General features: G+C 71.0%; 16 protein-coding genes and 1 tRNA gene. 5 read left to right on the top strand and 12 right to left on the bottom strand.

Translation table 11 applies throughout. The features are described 5' to 3' along the window. Window positions 1-981: 981 nt before the first annotated feature. From polA to Aru02nite_RS01200, 10 genes are all read right to left on the bottom strand, one after another. Window positions 982-3,738: a DNA polymerase I gene (gene polA / locus Aru02nite_RS01245; RefSeq protein WP_203654158.1), complete on the bottom strand. Its 2,757-nt coding sequence runs from the start codon at window positions 3,736-3,738 to the stop codon at window positions 982-984. Window positions 3,739-3,802: 64 nt separating this feature from the next. After that, on the bottom strand, window positions 3,803-4,555 hold the full coding sequence (locus Aru02nite_RS01240; RefSeq protein WP_203654584.1) for an amino acid ABC transporter ATP-binding protein: 753 nt from the start codon (window positions 4,553-4,555) through the stop codon (window positions 3,803-3,805). A 77-nt stretch (window positions 4,556-4,632) separates the two neighbouring features. Continuing rightward, the gene (locus tag Aru02nite_RS01235; RefSeq protein WP_203654157.1) at window positions 4,633-5,598 is read right to left on the bottom strand and encodes an amino acid ABC transporter permease; all 966 of its coding nucleotides are present in this window, start codon (window positions 5,596-5,598) and stop codon (window positions 4,633-4,635) included. 5 nt (window positions 5,599-5,603) lie between these two features. Then, window positions 5,604-6,530: an ABC transporter substrate-binding protein gene (locus Aru02nite_RS01230; RefSeq protein WP_203654156.1), complete on the bottom strand. Its 927-nt coding sequence runs from the start codon at window positions 6,528-6,530 to the stop codon at window positions 5,604-5,606. Between the two features lie 41 nt (window positions 6,531-6,571). Next, window positions 6,572-7,282 carry an ABC transporter ATP-binding protein gene (locus Aru02nite_RS01225; protein WP_203654155.1) on the bottom strand — a complete coding sequence of 237 codons (711 nt, stop codon included), beginning with the start codon at window positions 7,280-7,282 and terminating at the stop codon, window positions 6,572-6,574. Then, window positions 7,272-8,012, bottom strand: a complete 741-nt coding sequence (locus Aru02nite_RS01220) for an ABC transporter ATP-binding protein (RefSeq protein ID WP_203654582.1) — start codon at window positions 8,010-8,012, stop codon at window positions 7,272-7,274. Before Aru02nite_RS01220 ends, Aru02nite_RS01225 begins: the two co-directional genes overlap by 11 nt. 52 nt (window positions 8,013-8,064) lie before the next feature. After that, entirely contained in the window at window positions 8,065-9,111 is a 1,047-nt protein-coding gene (locus Aru02nite_RS01215; protein ID WP_373324836.1) for a branched-chain amino acid ABC transporter permease, read from the bottom strand. Window positions 9,112-9,206: 95 nt separating this feature from the next. Further along, the gene (locus tag Aru02nite_RS01210; protein ID WP_203654153.1) at window positions 9,207-10,157 is read right to left on the bottom strand and encodes a branched-chain amino acid ABC transporter permease; all 951 of its coding nucleotides are present in this window, start codon (window positions 10,155-10,157) and stop codon (window positions 9,207-9,209) included. 145 nt (window positions 10,158-10,302) lie between these two features. Next, window positions 10,303-11,463, bottom strand: a complete 1,161-nt coding sequence (locus tag Aru02nite_RS01205) for a branched-chain amino acid ABC transporter substrate-binding protein (protein ID WP_239076263.1) — start codon at window positions 11,461-11,463, stop codon at window positions 10,303-10,305. 229 nt (window positions 11,464-11,692) lie between these two features. Then, window positions 11,693-12,346 carry an ANTAR domain-containing response regulator gene (locus Aru02nite_RS01200; RefSeq protein ID WP_203654149.1) on the bottom strand — a complete coding sequence of 218 codons (654 nt, stop codon included), beginning with the start codon at window positions 12,344-12,346 and terminating at the stop codon, window positions 11,693-11,695. A 157-nt stretch (window positions 12,347-12,503) separates the two neighbouring features. Between Aru02nite_RS01200 and Aru02nite_RS01195 the strand changes: the two genes are divergently transcribed. The 4 genes from Aru02nite_RS01195 (at window position 12,504) to Aru02nite_RS01180 (ending at window position 15,248) form a co-directional block, all read left to right on the top strand. Further along, a tRNA-Leu gene (locus tag Aru02nite_RS01195) sits at window positions 12,504-12,590 on the top strand. Then, window positions 12,561-13,400 carry a sigma-70 region 4 domain-containing protein gene (locus Aru02nite_RS01190; RefSeq protein ID WP_239076262.1) on the top strand — a complete coding sequence of 280 codons (840 nt, stop codon included), beginning with the start codon at window positions 12,561-12,563 and terminating at the stop codon, window positions 13,398-13,400. Before Aru02nite_RS01195 ends, Aru02nite_RS01190 begins: the two co-directional genes overlap by 30 nt. Before the next feature lie 97 nt (window positions 13,401-13,497). Next, entirely contained in the window at window positions 13,498-14,460 is a 963-nt protein-coding gene (locus Aru02nite_RS01185; RefSeq protein WP_203654148.1) for an ATP-binding cassette domain-containing protein, read from the top strand. Next, window positions 14,457-15,248, top strand: a complete 792-nt coding sequence (locus Aru02nite_RS01180) for an ABC transporter permease (protein ID WP_203654147.1) — start codon at window positions 14,457-14,459, stop codon at window positions 15,246-15,248. Before Aru02nite_RS01185 ends, Aru02nite_RS01180 begins: the two co-directional genes overlap by 4 nt. Here Aru02nite_RS01180 and Aru02nite_RS01175 read toward each other — a convergent pair whose 3' ends face one another. After that, the gene (locus tag Aru02nite_RS01175) at window positions 15,249-18,476 is read right to left on the bottom strand and encodes an ATP-binding protein (RefSeq protein WP_203654146.1); all 3,228 of its coding nucleotides are present in this window, start codon (window positions 18,474-18,476) and stop codon (window positions 15,249-15,251) included. A gap of 456 nt (window positions 18,477-18,932) precedes the next feature. On the opposite strand from Aru02nite_RS01175, the gene Aru02nite_RS01170 reads away from it, so the two are divergent. Next, the gene (locus Aru02nite_RS01170; protein ID WP_203654145.1) at window positions 18,933-19,625 is read left to right on the top strand and encodes a hypothetical protein; all 693 of its coding nucleotides are present in this window, start codon (window positions 18,933-18,935) and stop codon (window positions 19,623-19,625) included. A 52-nt stretch (window positions 19,626-19,677) separates the two neighbouring features. Here the strand turns inward: Aru02nite_RS01170 and Aru02nite_RS01165 are convergent, their stop codons facing one another. Continuing rightward, entirely contained in the window at window positions 19,678-20,652 is a 975-nt protein-coding gene (locus Aru02nite_RS01165) for an acyl-CoA thioesterase (protein WP_203654144.1), read from the bottom strand.

Genomic DNA, 20,652 nt, shown 5'->3' with positions numbered 1-20,652 from the left:
TACGGGCCCGCCCCGCGAACTGGGCCCGACGCGGCCAGCGCGCCGACACCTTGGTGCGATCGCGCGGCCACACGGCACGGCGGTTCGCGACGGAACGCGCGGCCCGGGCGCGGCGGCATTGTGCGGTGCCCGCGGAGTGCGCCCGGCGAACGCCGATACAGCGCGCTGCGGACGGACGGTGCGGCGCAACGGAGTCGGCCACCGCCGCCCGACTGCGCGCGGGCACCCGATCAAAGGCTGCCGACGCGGCGCGAGCGGCGCGGCGCAACAGAATCCGACCACGGACGCACGACTGCGCACGGGCGCCCGAATGCGCGCGGGCACCCGAACAACGGCGGGCCACGCCGCGCCACCCGGCTGAAAGGCGCGCGGTGACGTGCGAACGTTGCGGCCCAACGGAACCCGACCACCGTCGCGCAACGTGGCAACGCAACCGCCACCGCCACGCAAACGTGGCGGCACAACGGAACCGACCACCGTCACGCGAACGTGGCACCTCACCGGCGCCCGGCCACCGCTCCGAAAACGTTGCGGCGCAACGGAATCCGGCCACCGCCACCCGACTGCGAGGGCGCAGTCCGGACGCACGGCGCGCAGCGGCGTGCGAACGTCTCCGGCCCAACCGAACCCGACCACCGCGCGAACGTGGCAAAGGAACCGGCCACCGCCCACGCGAACGTGGCAGTGCACCGGCACCCGGCCATCGCTCCGAAAACGTTGCGGCGCAACGGAATCCGGGCACTGACGCCCGAATACGCACGAACACACGAACAAAGGCGGGCCACGCCGCGACACCCGGCTGTCGACCCTACGCACGTTGCGGCGCAACGGAATCCGGCCGCCGCCGCACGACTGCACAGGAGGTGTCCGGACACGGACTGCGCCCCGATGCGCGGACGGTGCGGCGCAACGGCCACCGCCGGCGCGTCGGCGGTGACGTGCCCGCGCGTACCAAGGAGAGGTGTGTGCGCGGGCGAGGTGTCAGTGGCCGGCGGTGGCCCAGTCGGATCCGGAGCCGACGGAGACCGAGAGCGGTACGGACAGCGCCTGCGCCTCGCCCATCTCCGCGCGGACCAGGGCTTCCAGCTCGGCGCGCTCGCCGGGTGCGACGTCGAAGACGAGTTCGTCGTGGACCTGGAGCAGCATCCGCGAGGTCAGCCCGGCTTCCCGGATGCGGCGGTCGACGCGCAGCATCGCGATCTTGATGATGTCGGCGGCGGAGCCCTGGATGGGCGCGTTGAGCGCCATCCGCTCGGCCATTTCGCGCCGCTGCCGGTTGTCGCTGGTCAGGTCGGGCAGGTAGCGGCGGCGGCCGAGCATCGTCTGGGTGTACCCGTCGCGGCGGGCCTGGTCGACGACGCCGCGCAGGTAGTCGCGCACGCCGCCGAACCGTTCAAAATACTCGTCCATCAGGCCGCGGGCCTCGTCGGCGGTGATGCCGAGCTGGCCGGACAAGCCGTACGCGGACAGCCCGTACGCGAGGCCGTAGTTCATCGCCTTGATCTTGCTGCGCTGGTCGGGCGTGACCTCGGCGGCCGGGACGGAGAAGACCCGGGCGGCGGTGGCGGCGTGGAAGTCAGCGCCGGTGTTGAACGCCTCGATCAGGGCCTCGTCGCCGGACAGGTGCGCCATGATGCGCATCTCGATCTGGCTGTAGTCGGCGGTGAGCAGCTCGTCGAAGCCGGAGCCGACCACGAACGCGCGGCGCAGCCGCCGGCCCTCCTCGCTGCGGATCGGGATGTTCTGCAGGTTGGGGTCGGTGGACGACAGCCGGCCGGTCGCGGCGACGGTCTGCTTGAACGTGGTGTGGATGCGGCCGTCGTCGCTGACCGACTTCAGCAGGCCCTCCACCATCGACCGCAGCTTCGACACGTCCGCGTAGCGCAGCAGGTGCGGCAGCACGGGGTGCTGGGTCGTCAGGTACAGCGTCTGGAGGGCGTCGGCGTCGGTGGTGTAGCCGGTCTTGGTGCGCTTGGACTTGGGCAGCCCCAGCTCCTCGAACAGCAGCTGCTGCCGCTGCTTCGGCGACCCCAGGTTGAACTCGCGGCCGACCACGTCGTACGCCGCCTGGGCGCTGGCCTTCACCTCGCCGGCGAAGTGCGCCTCCAGCTCGCTGAGGTAGTCGGTGTCGGCGGCGATGCCGGTGCGCTCCATGGCCGCCAGTACCCGGCTGAGCGGCTGCTCCATGTCGGTCAGCAGCTCCAGGCCGCGGCTCACGCCGTCGTCGCCGGCCTGCGCGGCCAGCTCGGTACGCAGCGCCTCGGCGAGATCGAGGGTCGCGCGGGCGCGCAGCATGAGCTGCTGTTCGGCGGCCCGGTCGCCGAGCGCGTCGCCCAGCCCGTCGAGGGTGAGCTGGCCGTTGTCCGGCTCCTCGGCGCGCAGCTCCCGGTGCAGGTACCGCACGGACAGGTCGGCGAGGTCGTAGCTGCGCTGGTCCGGCCGCACCAGGTACGCCGCGAGCGCGGTGTCGGTGGCCAGCCCGGCCAGCTGCCAGCCGTGCGCGGACAGCGCCAGCAGCACCGGTTTCGCGTCGTGCAGCACCTTCGGCCGGTCCTCGTCGGCGAGGAACGCGGCGAGCGCCGCGTCGTCCGACTCGTCCAGCGTCGTCGGGTCGATGTGGCAGGCCGCGGAACCCTCGTCGACGGCCAGCGACAGCGCGGCGAGCGTGCCCGTGCCGCGGCCGAACGCGCCGGACACCGCGACACCCACCGGCGTACCCGGTGTGGCGTGCGCGGACAGCCACCCGGCCACCTCACCCGCGCCGAGTACGCTGCCGGTCAGGTCGAAGCCCTCCTCGGCCTCCGGCTCGGGCGCGGCGAGGTAGTCGTACAGCCGCTCGCGCAGCACCCGGAACTGCAGCGTGTCGAACACCTGCGCGACCTGCTCGCGGTCCCAGCCGTGCCAGGCCAGGTCGTCCGGCTCGACCGGCAGCGGAAGGTCGTCGACCAGCCGGTTCAGCTCGTGGTTGCGCAGCACGTCGGCCAGGTGCGCACGCAGCGACTCGCCGGCCTTGCCCTTGATCGCGTCGACGGACGCGACGATCCCCTCGATCGACGCGTACTGACCGATCCACTTGGCGGCGGTCTTCGGGCCGACGCCGGGCACCCCGGGCAGGTTGTCGCTGGACTCCCCGACCAGCGCGGCCAGATCCCGGTACCGCTCGGGCGGCACACCGTATTTGTCCTCGATCGCGGCCGGCGTCATCCGGGCCAGCTCGGACACGCCCTTCTTCGGGTACAGCACGGTGACGTGCTCGTCGACGAGCTGGAACGCGTCCCGGTCACCGGTACAGATCAGCACCTCGAAGCCGGCCGCCGCGGCGCCCCGGGCGAGCGTCGCGATGACGTCGTCGGCCTCGTAGTCCTCCTTGGTCACCTGGACCACCCGCAGCGCCTGCAGCACCTCGCCGATCAGGCTGACCTGGCCGTGGAAGTCGGTCGGCGTCTCCGACCGCCCCGCCTTGTACTCCGCGTAGCGCTCCGTACGGAACGACCGGCGGGACACGTCGAACGCGACCGCCAGGTGGGTCGGCTGCTCGTCACGCAGCACGTTGATCAGCATCGAGGTGAAGCCGTAGACCGCGTTGGTCGGCTGGCCGGTGCTGGTCGAGAAGTTCTCCACGGGCAGCGCGAAGAATGCCCGGTAGGCGACGGAGTGCCCGTCGATGAGCAGCAGGCGCGGCCTGGTCGTGTCGGACGCGGCGGTCGGTACCCGGGAGTCGCTGGCTGGTGCGGTCACCCCGTGACTCTAACGTCGACCCCCGACGAAACCGCCGGGCACCACCGCACATCGACGGGCGTCGTCAGAGCACCTTCGACAGGAACGACTTCGTCCGCTCGTGCCGCGGGTTGGCGATCACCTGGTCCGGCGGCCCGGCCTCGACGACGACCCCGCCGTCGATGAACACCACGGTGTCGGCGACCTCCCGGGCGAACCCGATCTCGTGCGTCACCACCACCATCGTCATACCCGACCGGGCCAGGTCCTTCATCACGTCCAGGACCTCGCCGACCAGTTCCGGGTCGAGCGCGGAGGTCGGCTCGTCGAACAGCATCAGCTTCGGGTCCATCGCCAGCGCCCGGGCGATCGCCACCCGCTGCTGCTGACCGCCGGACAGCTGCGCCGGGTACGTCTCGCCCTTGTCGGCCAGGCCCACCCGGGCCAGCAGTTCGTCGGCCCGCGTCCGCGCCTCGGTCCGCCGTTTGCCCTTGACCTGGCAGGGCGCCTCCATCACGTTCTGCCGGGCGGTCAGGTGCGGGAACAGGTTGAACCGCTGGAACACCATGCCGATCCGGCTGCGCTGCTCCGCGATGTCCCGCTCACGCATCTCGTGCAGCCGGTCCCCCGACTGCCGGTAGCCGACCAGTTCGCCGTCCACCCAGACCCGACCGGCGTCGATCTTCTCCAGGTGGTTGATGCAGCGCAGGAACGTCGACTTCCCGCCGCCGGACGGCCCGAGCACGCACGCCACCGACCCGGCCGGTACGGCGAGGTCGATGCCGCGCAACACCTCCAGCCGCCCGAACGACTTGTGCACGTTGTCGGCCAGCACCATGCAGTCGGCTGGCGGGGGCAGGTCGGTCGACCCGGCCGGGCCGGGCGGCTCGGGCTGGTCGGACACTTCGGCATCGCTCATTCTTCGACGACCCCTCCCGGCGCGCCGGCCCCGCGCGTCCGCAACCGCATGCGGGCCCGCCCCGTCGCACCGAACCCGCGGGAGAACCGCTTCTCCAAGAAATACTGCCCCACCATCAGTACCGACGTCATCGCCAGGTACCAGATGCAGGCGGCGACCAGCATCGGGAAGATCAGGTACGTCCGCGCGCCGATGTGTTGCAGCTGGAAGAACAGTTCGTTGGTGACCGGCACGTACGCCACCAGCGAGGTGTCCTTGAGCATCGCGATCGTCTCGTTGCCGGTCGGCGGGACGATCACCCGCATCGCCTGCGGCAGTACGATCCGGCGCAGGACGGTCGGGCGCCGCATGCCCAGCGCCTGCGCCGCCTCCGTCTGCCCCGGGTCGACCGCCTGCATGCCGGCCCGCACGATCTCCGCCATGTACGCGCCCTCGGACAGCGCCAGCGCCAGCAGCCCGGCCACGAAGCCGTAGATCAGCGACGACCAGTTCAGCCCGAAGATCCGGGCGTGGAAGTCGGTCACCCCGAACAGCTGCCCGATCTGGTGGTCGAACGGCAGCCCGAACTCCAGCCTGCCGTACAGGATGCCCAGGTTGCCGAACAGCACGCACAGCACCAGCCGCGGAATGCCGCGGAACGCCCAGATGTACAGCCAGGCCGCGCTGGAGAGCACCCGGTTCGGCGAGAGCCGCATGATGGCCAGCACCACGCCCAGCACGATGCCGATGACCATCGCGCAGATGGTCAGCTCCATCGAGGTCAGCGCCCCGCGCGCGACCGGCGTACTCAGGATGTTCTGGGCGATGAAGTCCCAGTGGAACGCCGAGTTCGTCACCAGCATGTTGACGAACATGGCGGTCAACAGCACGATCACCGCGACCGCGATCCACCGGCCGGGGTGACGGACCGGAACCGCCCGGATGGCTTCCGGGCGGTTCCGGATCGATGTCGTGGAGGACATCCGGGTTATCCCGTGACGCTCGGGTTGACCGTCGGGTTGTCGATCTTGCCGTCCTGGACACCCCAGTTGGTCAGGATCTTCGCGTACGTCCCGTCCGAGATCAGCTCCTTCAGCGCGCCCTGGATCGCCTCGGCGAACGCGAGCTGGTCCTTCTTCACGACGTACCCGTACGGCGCGGCCTCGTAGATCGAGCCCAGCTTCTCCATCTGGCCGCCGGTCTTCTTCACCGCGTACGCCACGACCGGCGAGTCGGCCAGCATGGCGTCGTCCTTACCGGACACCACCGACGCGGTCGCCTGGTCCTGCGCCTCGTACTGGTCGATCGAGATCGCCTTCTTGCCGGCGCTCACGCACTTCTTCGAACGGGCCGTGATGTCGTCGACCTGCACCGTGTCGGTCTGCACCGCCACCTTGTGCCCGCACGCCGTGTCCTGCGTGATCTTCGACGGGTTGCCCTTCTTGGTGGCCCACCAGGTGCCGGCCGAGAAGTACGACACCATGTTGGCCTGCTTGAGCCGGTCGGCGTTGATCGTGAACGACGAGACACCCGCCGTGTACTTCCCCGACTCCACGCCCGCGATGATCACGCCGAACTTCGCCGACTCGTACTTCGCCTTCAGGCCCAGCTTGGCCATCACCGCGTTGAACAGGTCGACGTCGAAACCCTGCACCGTCTTGCCGTCCGCGGCCAGGAACTCACTCGGCGCGTACGTCGAGTCGGTGCCCACGGTGACCGTGCCGGCCTGCTTGATCGCCGCCGGCACCTTCGCCGACAGCGCCTTGTCCGCGGTCACCTTCGGTGCCGGCGACTTCGGGCCACTGCTGCTGTTGCTGCCGGTCGAGCCGTTGCCGCAGCCCGCCACCAGGGCGAGCGCGACCATGGCCGCGCCCGCCACGGCAAGCCGGACACCGGATCCGGTCTTCCCCCTCATGACACCCTCCACATGTTCGTCGCAGTCCGCCGGCCCGCCGCTCACGCGACCCCGAGATACGCCTCCTGTACCGCGGGGTCGGCGAGCAGTTCCTCCCCGGTGCCGGACCGTACGATACTTCCGGTCTCCAGGACGTATGCGCGGTGCGCCAGGGAAAGTGCCTGTTGGGCGTTCTGCTCCACCAGAAGCACCGTGGTGCCCTGGCCGTTGATCTCCTTGATGATCGCGAAGATCTGCTGGATCAGCATGGGCGCCAGACCCATCGACGGCTCGTCCAGCAGCAGGATCTTCGGCCGCGCCATCAACGCCCGGCCGATCGTCAACATCTGCTGCTCACCGCCCGACATCGTCCCGCCGAGCTGCTTACGCCGCTCCGCCAGCCGCGGGAACAGCGTGAACACCCGCTCCCGGTCCTCTGCGATCATCGCCGCGTCCCGCCTGGTGTAGCAGCCGAGATCCAGGTTCTCCATCACGGTCATGCCCGGGAAGATCCCCCGGCCCTCCGGCGCCTGCGAGATGCCCTGCACCACGCGCCGGTCGGCCCGCATCCGGGTGATGTCCCGGCCCTCCAGGAAGATCTTCCCCCGGTGTGCCGCCCGCAGTCCGGAGATCGCGCGCATCGTCGTGGTCTTTCCGGCACCATTCGCACCGATCAGCGCCACGATCTCACCCTGCTCGATGCCCAGGCTGATCCCGTGCAGCGCCTCGATCCGGCCGTACGACACGACCAGGTCCTGCAACTCAAGCAGCATCTTCGGGCACCCCCAGGTAGGCCGCGACGACCTTCGGATCGGCCCGGACCGCGGCCGGCGCCGCGTCCGCGATCTTCCGGCCGAACTCCAGGACCACGATCCGGTCCGTCACGCCCATCACCAGGCGCATGTCGTGCTCGATCAACAGAACGGTCTGGCCCCGGTCCCGGATCCGCCGGATCAACGCCAGCAGCTCCTCCTTCTCCGCCGGGTTGAAGCCCGCCGCCGGCTCGTCCAGGCACAGCAGCTCCGGACCCGTCGCCAGCGCCCGCGCGATCTCCAGCCGCCGCTGGTCACCGTACGGAAGGTTGCGCGCCAACGAGTTCGCCGCGTGCGGAATGCCCATGAAGTCCAGCAACTCGAACGCCTGGGTCCGACCGTCGCGTTCCTCCCGGCGGTGCCGCGGCAGCCGCAGCAACGCACCCGGCACGCTCGTCCTGTGCCGCGCGTCCCCGCCGACCTGGACGTTCTCCAGCGCCGTCATCTCCGGGAACAACCGGATGTTCTGGAACGTCCGGGCGATGCCCAACCGCGTGATCTGGTGCCGGCTGCGGCTCACCAGCTTCTGACCGTTCAACCGCACCTCGCCCGAGGTCGGCTGGAACACGCCGGTCATCACGTTGAAGCAGGTGGTCTTGCCGGCACCGTTCGGCCCGATCAGGCCGAGGATCTCGCCCCGGCGTACCTCGAAGCTGATGTGGTCCAACGCCGTCACGCCACCGAACTGCATCGTGACGTCGTCCACCTCCAACAACGGAGGCCCGGCCACACCCGTCGTCGCGTCAGGCACCCGCGGTCACCTCCTCCTCGGCCTCCCGTTTACGGTCGGCCAGTTCCACCGCGCGTCTCCGACTCGGGATCAGGCCCTGCGGCCGGAAGATCATGATCGCGATCAGCGCCAACCCGAAGAACAGGAACCGGTACTCCGCGGCACCGCGGAACCGCTCCGGCAGGTACGAGATGAGCACCGCACCCAGCGTCACGCCGGCCAGGTTGCCCGCACCACCGAGTACGACCGCCGCCACGAACAGCACCGACGTCAGCACGTCGAACGAGTTCGAGTTGATGAAACCCTGCCGGCTGGCGAACAGCGCGCCGGACAGGCCACCCAGCCCCGCGCCGATCGCGAACGCCCACAGCTTGAACTTGAACGACGGCACGCCCATCAGCTCGGCCGCGTCCTCGTCCTCCCGGATCGCCAGCCACGACCGGCCGACCCGGCTGTTCTCCAGCAGCTTCACGCCGAACATGCAGATCAGCACGACCGTCAACGCCAGCCAGTAGAACGGGCGGGTGTCGATCACGCCGAACAGCGGCGACCCGTCCGGGAACTTGCCGGGCGGCGCCGGCACGTTCGGGATACCGATCTGGCCGTTGGTGATCGACCAGTTCACGGCGATCAGCCGCACGATCTCGCCGAACCCCAACGTCACGATCGCCAGGTAGTCACCGCGCAGCCGCAGCGTCGGCCCACCCAGGATCACGCCCGACACCATCGACACCGCGATCGCGATCGGGATCAACATCAGCCACGGGTACTTCGTCGCCAACGGCGACGCCGGTGAACCGAAGATCGCCACCGAGTACGCGCCGACCGCGAAGAACCCGATGTACCCCAGGTCCAGCAGGCCGGCGAGCCCGATCACCACGTTCAGACCCACCGCGACCAGCACGTACACCGCGACCGTGAACAGCACCGACGCGAAGTTCGTGTCCGGGGTCGGGATCAGCGGGATGGCCAGGTTCGGCAACAGGTAGAAGAACACCGCGACCGCGGCAAGCGCCGCGATCCGTACCACCAGCGGAAGTGCCCGCCAGCGCGACCGGATACCGGCCAGGCCGGCCACCCGCCGCTCGTCCACCGTCCGCAGACCGTCGACGAACCGGCCACCCGCGCTCCGCCGCGGAGCGTCGCCACCCGTACTCATGCGCGCGCCTTTCCGAGCGACTCACCCAGCAGACCGGTGGGCCGGAACATCAGGATGATCACCAGCACCGCGAACGCCACGACGTCCCGCCACGACGTACCGAACAGGGCGGAGCCGTAGTTCTCCACCAGGCCCAGCGCCAGGCCGCCCAACAGCGCACCGCGCAGATTGCCGATACCACCGAGCACCGCCGCGGTGAACGCCTTGATGCCCAGCAGGAAGCCGATGTCGGCGCGGGTCACGCCGATCTTCAGGTTGTACAGCAGCGCCGCCGCGCCGGCCATCACGCCACCGAGCACGAACGTCAGCACGATCACGCGGTTCTTGTTGATACCCATCAACGCGGCGGTGTCGGAGTCCTGCGCCACCGCGCGGATACCACGACCCAACCGGGTCCGGTTGATGAACTGGTCCAGCACCACCATCATCACGATCGCCGCGACGATCACGCCGAGGTCCAGGTTCGTGATGTGCGCGTCGCCGATCGTGACCAGCGTCGTCGTCTTGAACAGGTCCGGCATGCCGAACTGCTGACGACCCGTCGCGATGCCGACCGCCTCGCTGATGGCCAGCGACGCGCCGATCGCGGTGATCAGGAAGACCAGCCGGGGCGCGTTGCGCCGACGCAACGGCCGGTACGCCACGAACTCCACGGCCAGCGCCGTGACACCCGACCACACCGCCGCACCGACCAGACCGACCAGCAGGTACACGATCATCATCGGTACCGAAGGGATCGGGTTGTTCTCGTGCAACCCGACGAGCTGCCAAGCGAACAGCGCACCGAACGTCCCCATCATGAAGACCTCGGAGTGCGCGAAGTTGATCAGCTTGAGCAACCCGTACACCAGGGTGTAGCCCAGGGCGATCAATGCGTAGATCGCACCTTGGGAAAGACCGGTGACCGTCAGATCACCGATGTTGGCAAAAAGGAACTCGAAGTTCACCTACGCTCCAGGGCGGCAGGGCACCCGGTGCCGACCGGCACGCGCGTACGGCGTCCGGCCGGACCGGATCCGACCGACGCGCGACGAGCCGGCACCACGGGCACAGAGGGGCCGTGGGGCCGGCGGCTCGCCGGCCCCACAACGATCAGCTCGTGGCCTTGATTTCGGTGTCCTTGACGATCTCGCCGCCCTTGATCTGGTACGACCAGATCACGATCTCGGACTTGGCGATCTCGCCGTTCTTGTCGAACTTGATGTGCTTGGTGACGCCGTCCTTGTCGTACGAGTTGACGAAGCTCAGCATCGCCGCCCGCGACGTCTTGCCGGCCTTGATCCCGTCCAGGAACACGTTCGCCGAGTCGAACGCCTCCGGACCGTACGTGCCCGGCTCCTTGCCGAACTTCTTCTTGTAGTCGGCGAAGAACGTGCCCTTGGCCTCGTCACCCGGAATGCACGGGCAGGTCACCACGGAACCCTCGGCCGACGCCTTACCGGCACCCGCCACGAAACCCGGGTCCTTCACGCCGTCGTCCGACACGAACTTGGCGTTCACGTTCGCCGCACGCAGCTGCTTCACGAACGGGCCCGCCTCCGCGTAGTACCCGCCGTAGAAGATCGCGTCCGCCTTCGACGCCTTCACCTTCGCCACGGTCGCCTGGAAGTCCGTCTGCTTCGGCTGCACCGTGTCCGTACCGCCGACCATGCCGCCCAGGCTCTTCTTCACCTGGTCCGCCAGACCCTTGCCGTACGCCGTGGTGTCGTCGATGACGAAGACCTTCTTCGCCTTCACCGTGTCCTTGATGTACGACGCCGCCGCCGGACCCTGCGACGCGTCGTTACCCAGCATCCGGTGGAAGACCTTCCACCCCTTCTGGGCCAGCGTCGGGTTCGTCGCCGACGCCGTGATCAGCGGCAGGTTGCCCTGCTCCAGGATCCCGTCCGCCGCCTCCGACTCACCGGAGAACGCCGGGCCGACGACGCCGACCACCTTCGGGTCCTGCACCAGGTTCTGCGCCAGGGCCGGCGCCTGCTTCTCGTCGCCCTGCGAGTCCTTCTGCACGAGCGTGACCTTGCAGTTGGAGTTCTTCGCGTTGTACTGGTCCACGGCGAGCTTCGCGCCGTTGTAGATGTTGATGCCGAGGTTCGCGTTCGGGCCGGTCAGTGCGCCGAAGAAGGCGATCTTCGAATCGCACTTGCCGGAAGCGGTGGTGGTGCCGTTCCCGTTGTTCGAACACGCCCCCATGGCACCGGCAACGAGCAGCGCCACCGGTAGCACCGCAAGCGACCGCTTGATCCTGCTGTTCAAGGCTCCCAGTCCTCCTCCGTCGGCGCCCCGATCACGCCCGGGCCCGAAGGCCACTGGACACGATGCGAGACGCTGCGCCCACATACAGCCTGTGGCGCGGAAAGCTATCCCAGTTCCACGCCCCGCGGTAGGGAACACACCCCCGCGACGTACCAAACCGTTATCTGGACGCGGCCCCGACGGACGCGCAAGACCGCAGGTCAGCGGCCTGCCAAGCCGGAAACCAAGGTCATTGTGTAGGGGAGGTAACGGTGGAGGAGGAACCAGACTCCGGACCGTCGGTCGCGCCGTCACCCTCCGCCATGATCCGCTCGGCAACCTGACGCATCGTCAGCCGATGATCCATCGCCGCACGCTGGATCCACCGGAACGAATCCGGCTCGGTCATCCCGTACCGGGTCATCAGCAGACCCTTCGCCCGATCGATGACCTTCCGGGACTCCAACCGGTCCGACAGCGAGGCCACCTCGGACTCCAGCGCCGACAGCTCCGCGAACCGCGACACCGCGATCTCGATCGCCGGCACCAGGTCGCTCTTCTGGAACGGCTTCACCAGGTACGCCATCGCACCCGCCGCGCGCGCCCGCTCCACCAGGTCCCGCTGGCTGAACGCGGTCAGGATGACCACCGGCGCCAACCGGTCGCCGGCGATCTGCTCGGCCGCCGCGATGCCGTCCATGATCGGCATCTTCACGTCCAGGATGACGAGATCCGGCCGCGTCTCCTGGGTCAACCGCACGGCGGTCTCGCCGTCCCCGGCCTCCCCGACGACCTCGTAGCCCTCCTCGGCGAGCATCTCCGCGAGGTCCAGCCGGATCAGCGCCTCGTCCTCGGCGATCAGCACCCGGCGCCTGCGGACCTCGCCCGCATCCTGCCCACTCACGACTCGGCCTACCTCCGGTCCCGGTCAAGTCCCCGACGCACCCGGCGTCCCCACCGGCCCCGTCGGCCAAGCCCACAGCCTAGCCGGTACGCTTGTGCCGCCTGGATCTGAGGATCCGGGACACAAGCAGGTAACATGTCCGGTCAAACGGACACATGCCGAGATGGTGGAATAGGCAGACACGAAAGCCTCAAAAGCTTTTGTCCGAAAGGGCGTGCGGGTTCGAGTCCCGCTCTCGGCACCACCGAACCGACCGGAATCGTCAGACCCCGGTGCGACCATCGCTTTCGTGCATCCCCCCGAGAAATACGCGAGCGCCATTCTCCTGCGCGATTCCGGGACGCCGCTCGCCGAGATAGCCCGACAGCTCGAGGTACCGAAGGGCACCGTCGCGCATTGGCTCTACGGCGTCCGCGCCCGGCAGATGGCCGCGCGGCGGAGATCGGCGCCCGTACGCCGCTGTGCAGGTTGTTCCGGTGATCCCGCGCACCTGGCCGACGCGCCGGCGTACGCCTACCTGCTCGGGCAGTACCTCGGGGACGGGCATCTCGTGACGAGCGCCCGGGTGCCCGTGTTGCGGGTGTACTGCGCGCTCGACTATCCGGACATCATCGACGAATGCCGGCGCGCGATGCTGCGGGTCCACGCGAGGTCGGTCAGCGTCGTGCCGCGGCGGGGATGTGTTGCGGTGCAGAGCTATTCGACGCACTGGCCGTGTCTGTTCCCACAGCACGGTCCGGGCATGAAACACCAGCGCCGAATCGAACTGGCCGACTGGCAGCGGGGCGTCGTCGACACCTGGCCGGAACCGTTCCTGCGCGGGCTGATCCACGCGGACGGGTGCCGTTCACTCAACACCGTGGTCACCCGCGGAAAGACGTACCGGTATCCGCGGTACTTCTTTTCGAACGAGTCGGTGGACATTCTGCGGATCTGCGGTGAGGCGTTGGACCGGGTGGGGGTGGAATGGCGGTTCACGCGGCGGAACTGTCTGTCGGTGGCGCGCAGGGAGGGTGTGGCGCGGCTGGACTCGTTCGTCGGCGCGAAGAGCTGAGCGCCGGGCTCAGCCGGATGTGCGCGCGGTGTCAGCGGTCGGCGCGATGGTGGCGTGGTGACGACCGAGGGAGGCGCGGCGGTGCGCGGGTGCGGCGATGTACGCGATTGAGGCCGAGGGGCTGGTGAAGCGGTTCGGCGCGACGACGGCGCTGGACGGGGTGGACCTGTTCGCGCGTTCCGGCACGGTACTGGGTGTGCTGGGGCCGAACGGGGCGGGCAAGACGACGGCGGTGCGGGTGCTGGCGACGTTGTTGCGGCCGGACGCGGGGTCGGCCCGGGTGGCCGGGTTCGACGTGGTGCGCCAGGCGCACGAGGTACGCGGGGTGGTGGGCCTGACGGGGCAGTACGCGGCGGTGGACGAGGAGCTGACGGGCACGCAGAACCTGCTGCTGGTGGGTCGGTTGTTGGGGCTGTCGCGGCGGGACGCGCGGCGGCGGTCGGCGGAGCTGCTGGAGCGGTTCGGGCTGGCGGACGCGGGTGGCCGCCGGGCGAAGACGTACTCGGGGGGCATGCGGCGGCGGCTGGACCTGGCGGTGAGCCTGGTGGGGCGGCCGGGTGTGCTGTACCTGGACGAGCCGACGACGGGGCTGGATCCGCACAGCCGCAACGAGTTGTGGGGCATCGTGCGGGGTCTGGTGGCGGACGGGTCGACGGTGCTGCTGACGACGCAGTACATGGACGAGGCGGACCAGTTGGCGGACGACATCGCGGTGATCGACCACGGGAAGGTGATCGCGACGGGGTCGCCGGACGAGTTGAAGGCGAAGACGGGTGGTCAGACGCTGGAGATCCGGCCGGCGGATCCGGACGCGGTGGAGCGGGTGGCCGTGGTGGTGGCGGAGCTGACGGGGGTGGCCCCGACGGTACGGGGGCAGCGGCTGTCGGCGCCGGTGGCCGACCCGGCGGTACCGGCGGCGGTGTTGCGGCGGTTGGACGAGGTGGGGGTTCCGGTGCTGGAGCTGGCGTTGCGGCTGCCGAGCCTGGACGACGTGTTCCTGTCGTTGACGGGGCACGCGACCGGTGACGCGAACGGGAACGGTACGGGGAGGGTGTCGTGACCGAGGCGACGATCGCGCACCGGGTGTCGCCGGTGCAGGCGGCGCGGCACAGCCTGACGCTGGCGTGGCGGAACCTGGTGCAGTTGAAGTCGAACCCGGGCGAGCTGGCCGGGTTCGTGATCCAGCCGCTGATCTTCATCGTGCTGTTCGTGTACGTGTTCGGTGGGGCGATCGCGGGCGACAGCGCGTCGTACCTGCAGTACGCGTTGCCGGGGTTGATCGCGCAGTCCGGGGTGTTCTCGATCATGGCGACGGGCGCGGGGCTGAACCAGGACATCACGAACGGGGTGTTCGACCGGTTGCGGAGCCTGCCGATCGCGCGGTCGGCGCCGTTGGTGGGGCGCGCGATCGGGGATCTGGTGCGGTTCGGCGCGTCGCTGGTGATCCTGCTGGGGTTCGGGATGGTGCTGGGGTTCCGGATCCACACCGGTCCACTGTCCACTGTGGCCGGTCTGGCGTTGGTGGTGCTGTTCGGTGTGGGGCTGTCGTGGGTGTCGATGCTGATCGGCCTGTTGGCGAAGTCGGCGACGACGGTGCAGCTGTTCTCGGGTGTGCTGATGTTCCCGATCACGTTCGGCAGCAACGTGCTGGTGCGGACGGAGACGATGCCGGGGTGGCTGCAGTCGTGGGCGAAGGTGAATCCGGTGTCGCACCTGTCGACCGCGGTACGCGGGCTGTTGACGGGTACGCCGGTGGGCTCGTCGGTGTGGTGGTCGCTGGCGTGGACGGTGGCGTTGACGGTGGTGTTCGCGCCGCTGGCGATCCGGGCGTACCGGCGGAAGGTGTGATCAGTTGGTGAGGGGCACGCCGAGGTAGGCGCAGACGCCGGCGAAGTCGAGGTCGGCGCCTTCCGCGGCGGCCCGGTCGTACTCGGCGGGGCCGAGGGCGGCGCGGGCGGCGTCGGCGGCCTCGCGCAGGGCGGGCAGCCGGTGGGGGGAGGCGGCGGCGAAGCCGCCGAGGAGGACGGCGACGCGGCGGGGGTCCTGCTCGCCGGTGGCGAGCACGAGGGTCTCCACCAGGTACGCCATCATGGGCAGGTCGCGGCTGGGCGCGAGCCGCCGGATCCCTTGGTACACCAGGGATTCGGCCTCGGCGGTGTCGCCGTTGTCGTGGGCGAGCCGGGCGAGCCCGTTGTACGCGAAGGCGCCGACCTGGGGTGGCCGGGAGCCGGGGTTCTCGTCGGACCAGCGCAGGATGCGGTGGTAGCAGTCGCGTGCGGCGTCGTACCGGCCGCGGGCGCGGTGCACCTCGCCGGCGACCATCTCGGCCTGGAACCACCAGTCCTGGCCGCGGTGCCGGTCGCCGGGCGGGAGGCTGGCGCGCAGGGTGTTGGCTTCGGCGAGTTCGCGTTCGGCGGTGTCGACGTCCCCGGCGCGGATGTGGATGCCGGCGAGGCGGACGAGGAAGCCGGGTTGCTCGCCGCGCGGGATGAAGTGGCGGGCGACGTCCCAGGCTTCGGCGAGGACGTCGGCGGCGCGGTCGAGGTCGCCGAGGGCGACGAGGTGTTCGCCCTGGCCGACGAGGGCGGCGGAGAGGCCCCAGCGTTCGCCGAGGTCGCGGAACCGGGCGACGGCCTGGTCGGCGTCGCGGGCGGCGGCCTCGGGCGTACGCAGGACGTCGTGGGTGATGTTGGCGCGCAGCATCTGTGCGGCGGCGGCGGTCCAGCGGTCGGCGCCGTCGACGAGTTCGCCGAGGCGGGCGCGGGTGCGCTCGTGGTCGCCGGCGAGCAGGGCGGGGAAGCAGCGGGCGAGGGCGAGCGGCGGCGGGAGCGGGCCTTCGGCACGGGCGGCGTCGGCGAGCCGTTCGAAGCGTTCGATCTTTCCGCGTACGCGTTCGCGGTGGTTGACGTACTCGCCGAGGGAGTCGAGCTGCGAGCCGAGGTAGCACAGCGCGTACGGCGCGGCGAGGCCGGCGGGCGGTTCGTCCGGGGCGATGCGCATGACGTCGTGCAGCAGGCTGGTGGCGTCGGTGGCGTACCCGAGGAGGAACCAGTACCAGAGCATGGTGCTGCCGAGACGCAGGGCGGAGTGCGCGTCGCGGGCGTCGATGGCGTACCGCAGGGCGGTGACGAGGTTGTCGTAGTCGGCGGTGAGGCCGGCGATCGCGGTGTCCTGTTCGCTGGTGCGCAGCAGCGGTTCGAGCCGTTCGGCGAGCGCCAGGTGGTACGCGAGGTGCGCGTCGCGGGTGGCGCGGGTCTCGCCGGCGTCGGCGAGCCGGTCGGCGCCGTACGCGCGGAGTGTCTCCAGCATCCGGTAGCGGCCGTCCTCGCCGGCGTCGACGAGGGACTGGTCGACGAGGCCGGTGAGCGCGTCGAGGACGGCGTCGGCCGGCAGCGGCCCGCCGGGGCAGACGGCGTCGAGGGCGTCGAGGCTGGCGCCGCCGGCGAACACGGACAGCCGGCGGGCGAGGGCGCGTTGCGGTTCGTCGAGCAGGTCCCAGCTCCAGGAGACGACGGCCTGGAGGGTCTGGTGCCGGCCGGGTGCGGTGCGGTCGCCGGCGGTGAGCAGCCGGAACCGGTCGTCGAGGCGCTCGGCGACCTGCGCGGGGGTCAGCGTACGCAGGCGGGCGGCGGCGAGTTCGAGGGCGAGCGGGGCGCCGTCGAGGCGGCGGCAGATCTGGGTCACGGCGGCGACGTTGCCGGCGTCGACGGTGAAGCCGGACCGTACGGCGGCGGCCCGGTCGGCGAGCAGCCGGACCGCGGCGGTGGTACCGGCGGTGTCGGCGTCGGCGCCCTCGGCGGGCAGTTCGAGCGGGGGTACCGGGTAGAGCTTCTCGCCGGTGATGCCGAGCGGGGCGCGGCTGGTGGCGAGGATCCGGACGCCGGGGCAGTGCGCGAGGACGTCGTCGGCGAGCCGGGCGGCGGCGTCGACGAGGTGTTCGCAGTTGTCGAGGACGAGCAGCAGGCGCCGGTCGGCGAGCAGGGCGCGCAGGTGTTCGGCGCGGTCCCGGACGGCGGGCGCGGTCCGGGTGGCGGCCGGCAGGCTGGGTGTGGTGGCGCCGGACAGGCTGGGTGCGGTGGCGCCGAGCGCGGCGAACACCGCGTGCGGTACGTCGACGGGGTCGGCGACGGGGGCGAGTTCGACGAACCACACGCCGTCCGGGTACCGGTCGAGCAGCCCGCCGGCGGCTTCACCGGCCAGCCGGGTCTTGCCGGTACCGCCGGGGCCGACGAGGGTGACGAGCCGGGTGTCGGCGAGCAGTTTGCGGATCTCGCCGGTCTCGCGGTCGCGGCCGATGAAGCTGGACACCGCGGCGCGCAGGTTGGTGGCGCCGGTGGGTGTGGTGTCGCCGCTGGGTTCGCCGCGCAGCACGGTGAGGTGGACGGCGGCGAGGTCGGCGGACGGGTCGATGCCCAGCTCGTCGGCGAGGGCGCGCCGGGTCGTCTCGTACGCGGCGAGGGCGTCGGCCTGCCGGCCGGCCGCGTACAAGGCGCGGACGGTGAGGGTGCACAGCCGTTCGTCGAGCGGGTGGTCGGCGGCGGGGCCGGCGACGAGCAGCGCGGCGTCCTCCGCCATCCCCGCCCCCAGGTACGCCTCGGCGAGGTCGCCGGTCGCGGTGAGCCGGTCGGCGGCGAGTCGGGTGGCGACGGGTGCGGCGAACGGTGCCGTCACGTCGGCCAGGGCGGGGCCGCGCCAGAGGGCGAGCGCGTCGCGCAGCGCGTCGACGGCGCCGACGGGGTCGCCGTCGGTGAGCCGGCGGCGACCGGTGGCGGCGAGGTCGGCGAAGCGTCCGGTGTCGACGTCCGTGGCGGCCAGGTCCACCTGGTACCCGGCGGGCAGCGAACGGATCGCCACCGGTACGACCCGGCGCAGCCGGGACACCAGCGACTGGAGCGCGTTGGCCGCCCCGGCTGGTGCCTCCTCGCCCCACAGGGCGGCGACGATCCGGTCGACGCCGACGGGGCGGCCGGGGTGCAGGGCGAGCAGCGCGAGCAAGGCACGCAGCCGCGCGCCGGTCACGGCGACGTCGGCGTCCCCGTCGGCCACCTCCAGTGGCCCGAGCAGCCCGATCCGCACAGCGATCCCTCCCCCGCCGCCCGATTCTCCCCGACGGTCCCGACCGGGCGTGCCGCACCCCGCCCGCCGGCCCGGTTCCGGCGGGCTTGACGGTCCCCGACAGAATGGGGCGCCATGAACGCCGTGCCTGGATCGCCGGACGCCTCGCAGCCGCCCTTCGGTCAGCGGCCGCAGGAGCCTGCCGCGTTCCCTCCGTTCGACCAGACCATCGGGTACCCGCCTTCTGGTCCGGGCCGGCCCGGGGTGGACGTTCCGGGTGCGGTGCCGCCCGCTTCCGGCGCTGGGCCCGTTCCGGCGCTACAGCCCGGGATGCCAGTGCTCGGGGCCGGTCCGCAGCCGGGGATGCCCGCGGCCGGTGCGCCGTGGACGACTTCCGGGTACGGCGGGCCGCCGCCTGGTTTCCCTCCGCCGCCGCCCGGCGGTGGTTCGGGGCGGCCGGGCTGGGTGGTGCCGCTGGTGGTGGTCGTGGCCGTACTGCTGGTGGGTGGGCTCGTCACCGGTGGCATCGTGTTCGCCGCGCGGCTCGGCGGCGCGCCGCAGCACGGGTCGGCGCCGCGCGGTGCCGCGAGCGGGGGCGCGTCCGGGAGTGCCAGCGCGTCGCCCAGCGCCGCCGCGACGTACGCGAAACTGCCGGACGGGTGCGCGATCGGTGCCGCGCTTCCCAAGCGTGCCAAGGGAGTCCGGGCGGACGGGTCGAACTCGTCGGACCAGCAACGGCTGTGCCAGTGGGAGTCGTTGACCACGGCGCGCGGTGTGGCGCTGAACGTGACGCTGACGCTGGCGTCCGACGTGGCGACCGCGCGCGGCTCGTACCGGAACGATCTGGACTACGCCGGGGACGAGAGCGCCAACGGCGGGGACGAGGGGAACGTGCGCCGGCTGCCGAAGCTCGGCGACGAGGCGTTCGCGGCGGCCGTCGCGGGGCCGATCATCTCGGGCAAGACCGAGGCCGACGCGATCACGTATCCGTTGACCGGGGCGAAGGTGGTCGCCCGGGACCGCAACGTGCTGGTGGTCGTCGAGTACCGGGCGGCGGTGTACGACGAGCCCCGCACCGGGAACACGCTGCACGGCCACGGCATGACGTACGACGAGTCGCGGTCCGCGGCCACTGCCGTGGCGCGCCATTACCTGAGCCTGCTGGCGTAGCCGCGGCCGGTGGCGCCGGCATGGGTTGTGCTGCTGGACAACGTGGCTGCGGTCAGGAGCCGACGCGGCGGAGCAGACCCTCCTGTACGACGGTCGCCAGGTGCCGGCCGTCCGCGGCGAAGATGCGCCCGGTGGCGAGGCCGCGGCCGTCGGCGGCGGACGGGCTCTCGCAGTCGTAGAGGAACCAGTCGTCGGCGCGGAACGGCCGGTGGAACCACACCGCGTGGTCGAGGCTCGCCCCGGCGAACCCCTCCGGCCCCCAGACCTCGCCGTGCCAGGACAGTACCGAGTCGAGCAGCGTCAGGTCGCTGGCGTACGTCAGGGCGCAGGCCTGGATGAGCGGGCTGTCCGGCAGCCGCCCGGCGATGCGCATCCACACCCGCTGGTGCGGCGAGGCGGGCCGGTCGCCGCTGGGTACCCAGCCGGGCTCGCCGACGTACCGCACGTCGATGGACTGCGGGACGCGCGACCAGATCCCGAGCCGTTCCGGGTAGCGGGCGAGCCGCTCGGTCAGCGTCGGCACGCTCTCGGGCGGCGGTACGTCGGACGGCATCTGCGTCTGGTGGTCCAGCCCGCGCTCCGGTGTGTGGAACGAGGCGGACATGAAGAAGATCGACTTGCCGTGCTGGATCGCGGTCACCCGGCGCACCGAGAACGAACCGCCGTCCCGGATCACCTCCACCGAGTACACGATCGGCACGGTGGGGTCGCCGGGGCGCACGAAGTAGCCGTGCAGCGAGTGCACCGGCCGGGCGGCGTCGACCGTACGCCCGGCGGCGACCAGCGCCTGCCCCGCGACCTGCCCGCCGAACACCCGCTGCGGCCCCACCTCGGGGCTGCGCCCGCGGAAGATGTTGACCTCGATGGGTTCCAGGTCGAGCAGGCCGAGCAGGTTGTCGACGGCGGCCTGCCCGGTCAGCGGCGCGGCGCCGCCCGGCCCGGCCGGTTCGGCGGGACCGCCGGCAGCACCCGTCCGGGCCGGACCCTCGTTGCGGTCCGGCCCGGACGGGTCGTGCTGGTCGGGCAT

It is taken from the genome of Actinocatenispora rupis (assembly GCF_016861975.1).
GTDB classification, from domain to species: Bacteria; Actinomycetota; Actinomycetes; order Mycobacteriales; family Micromonosporaceae; genus Actinocatenispora; species Actinocatenispora rupis.
The sequence above is the reverse complement of the archived record's forward strand: the minus strand, read 5'-3'. Positions and strand labels throughout refer to the sequence as shown.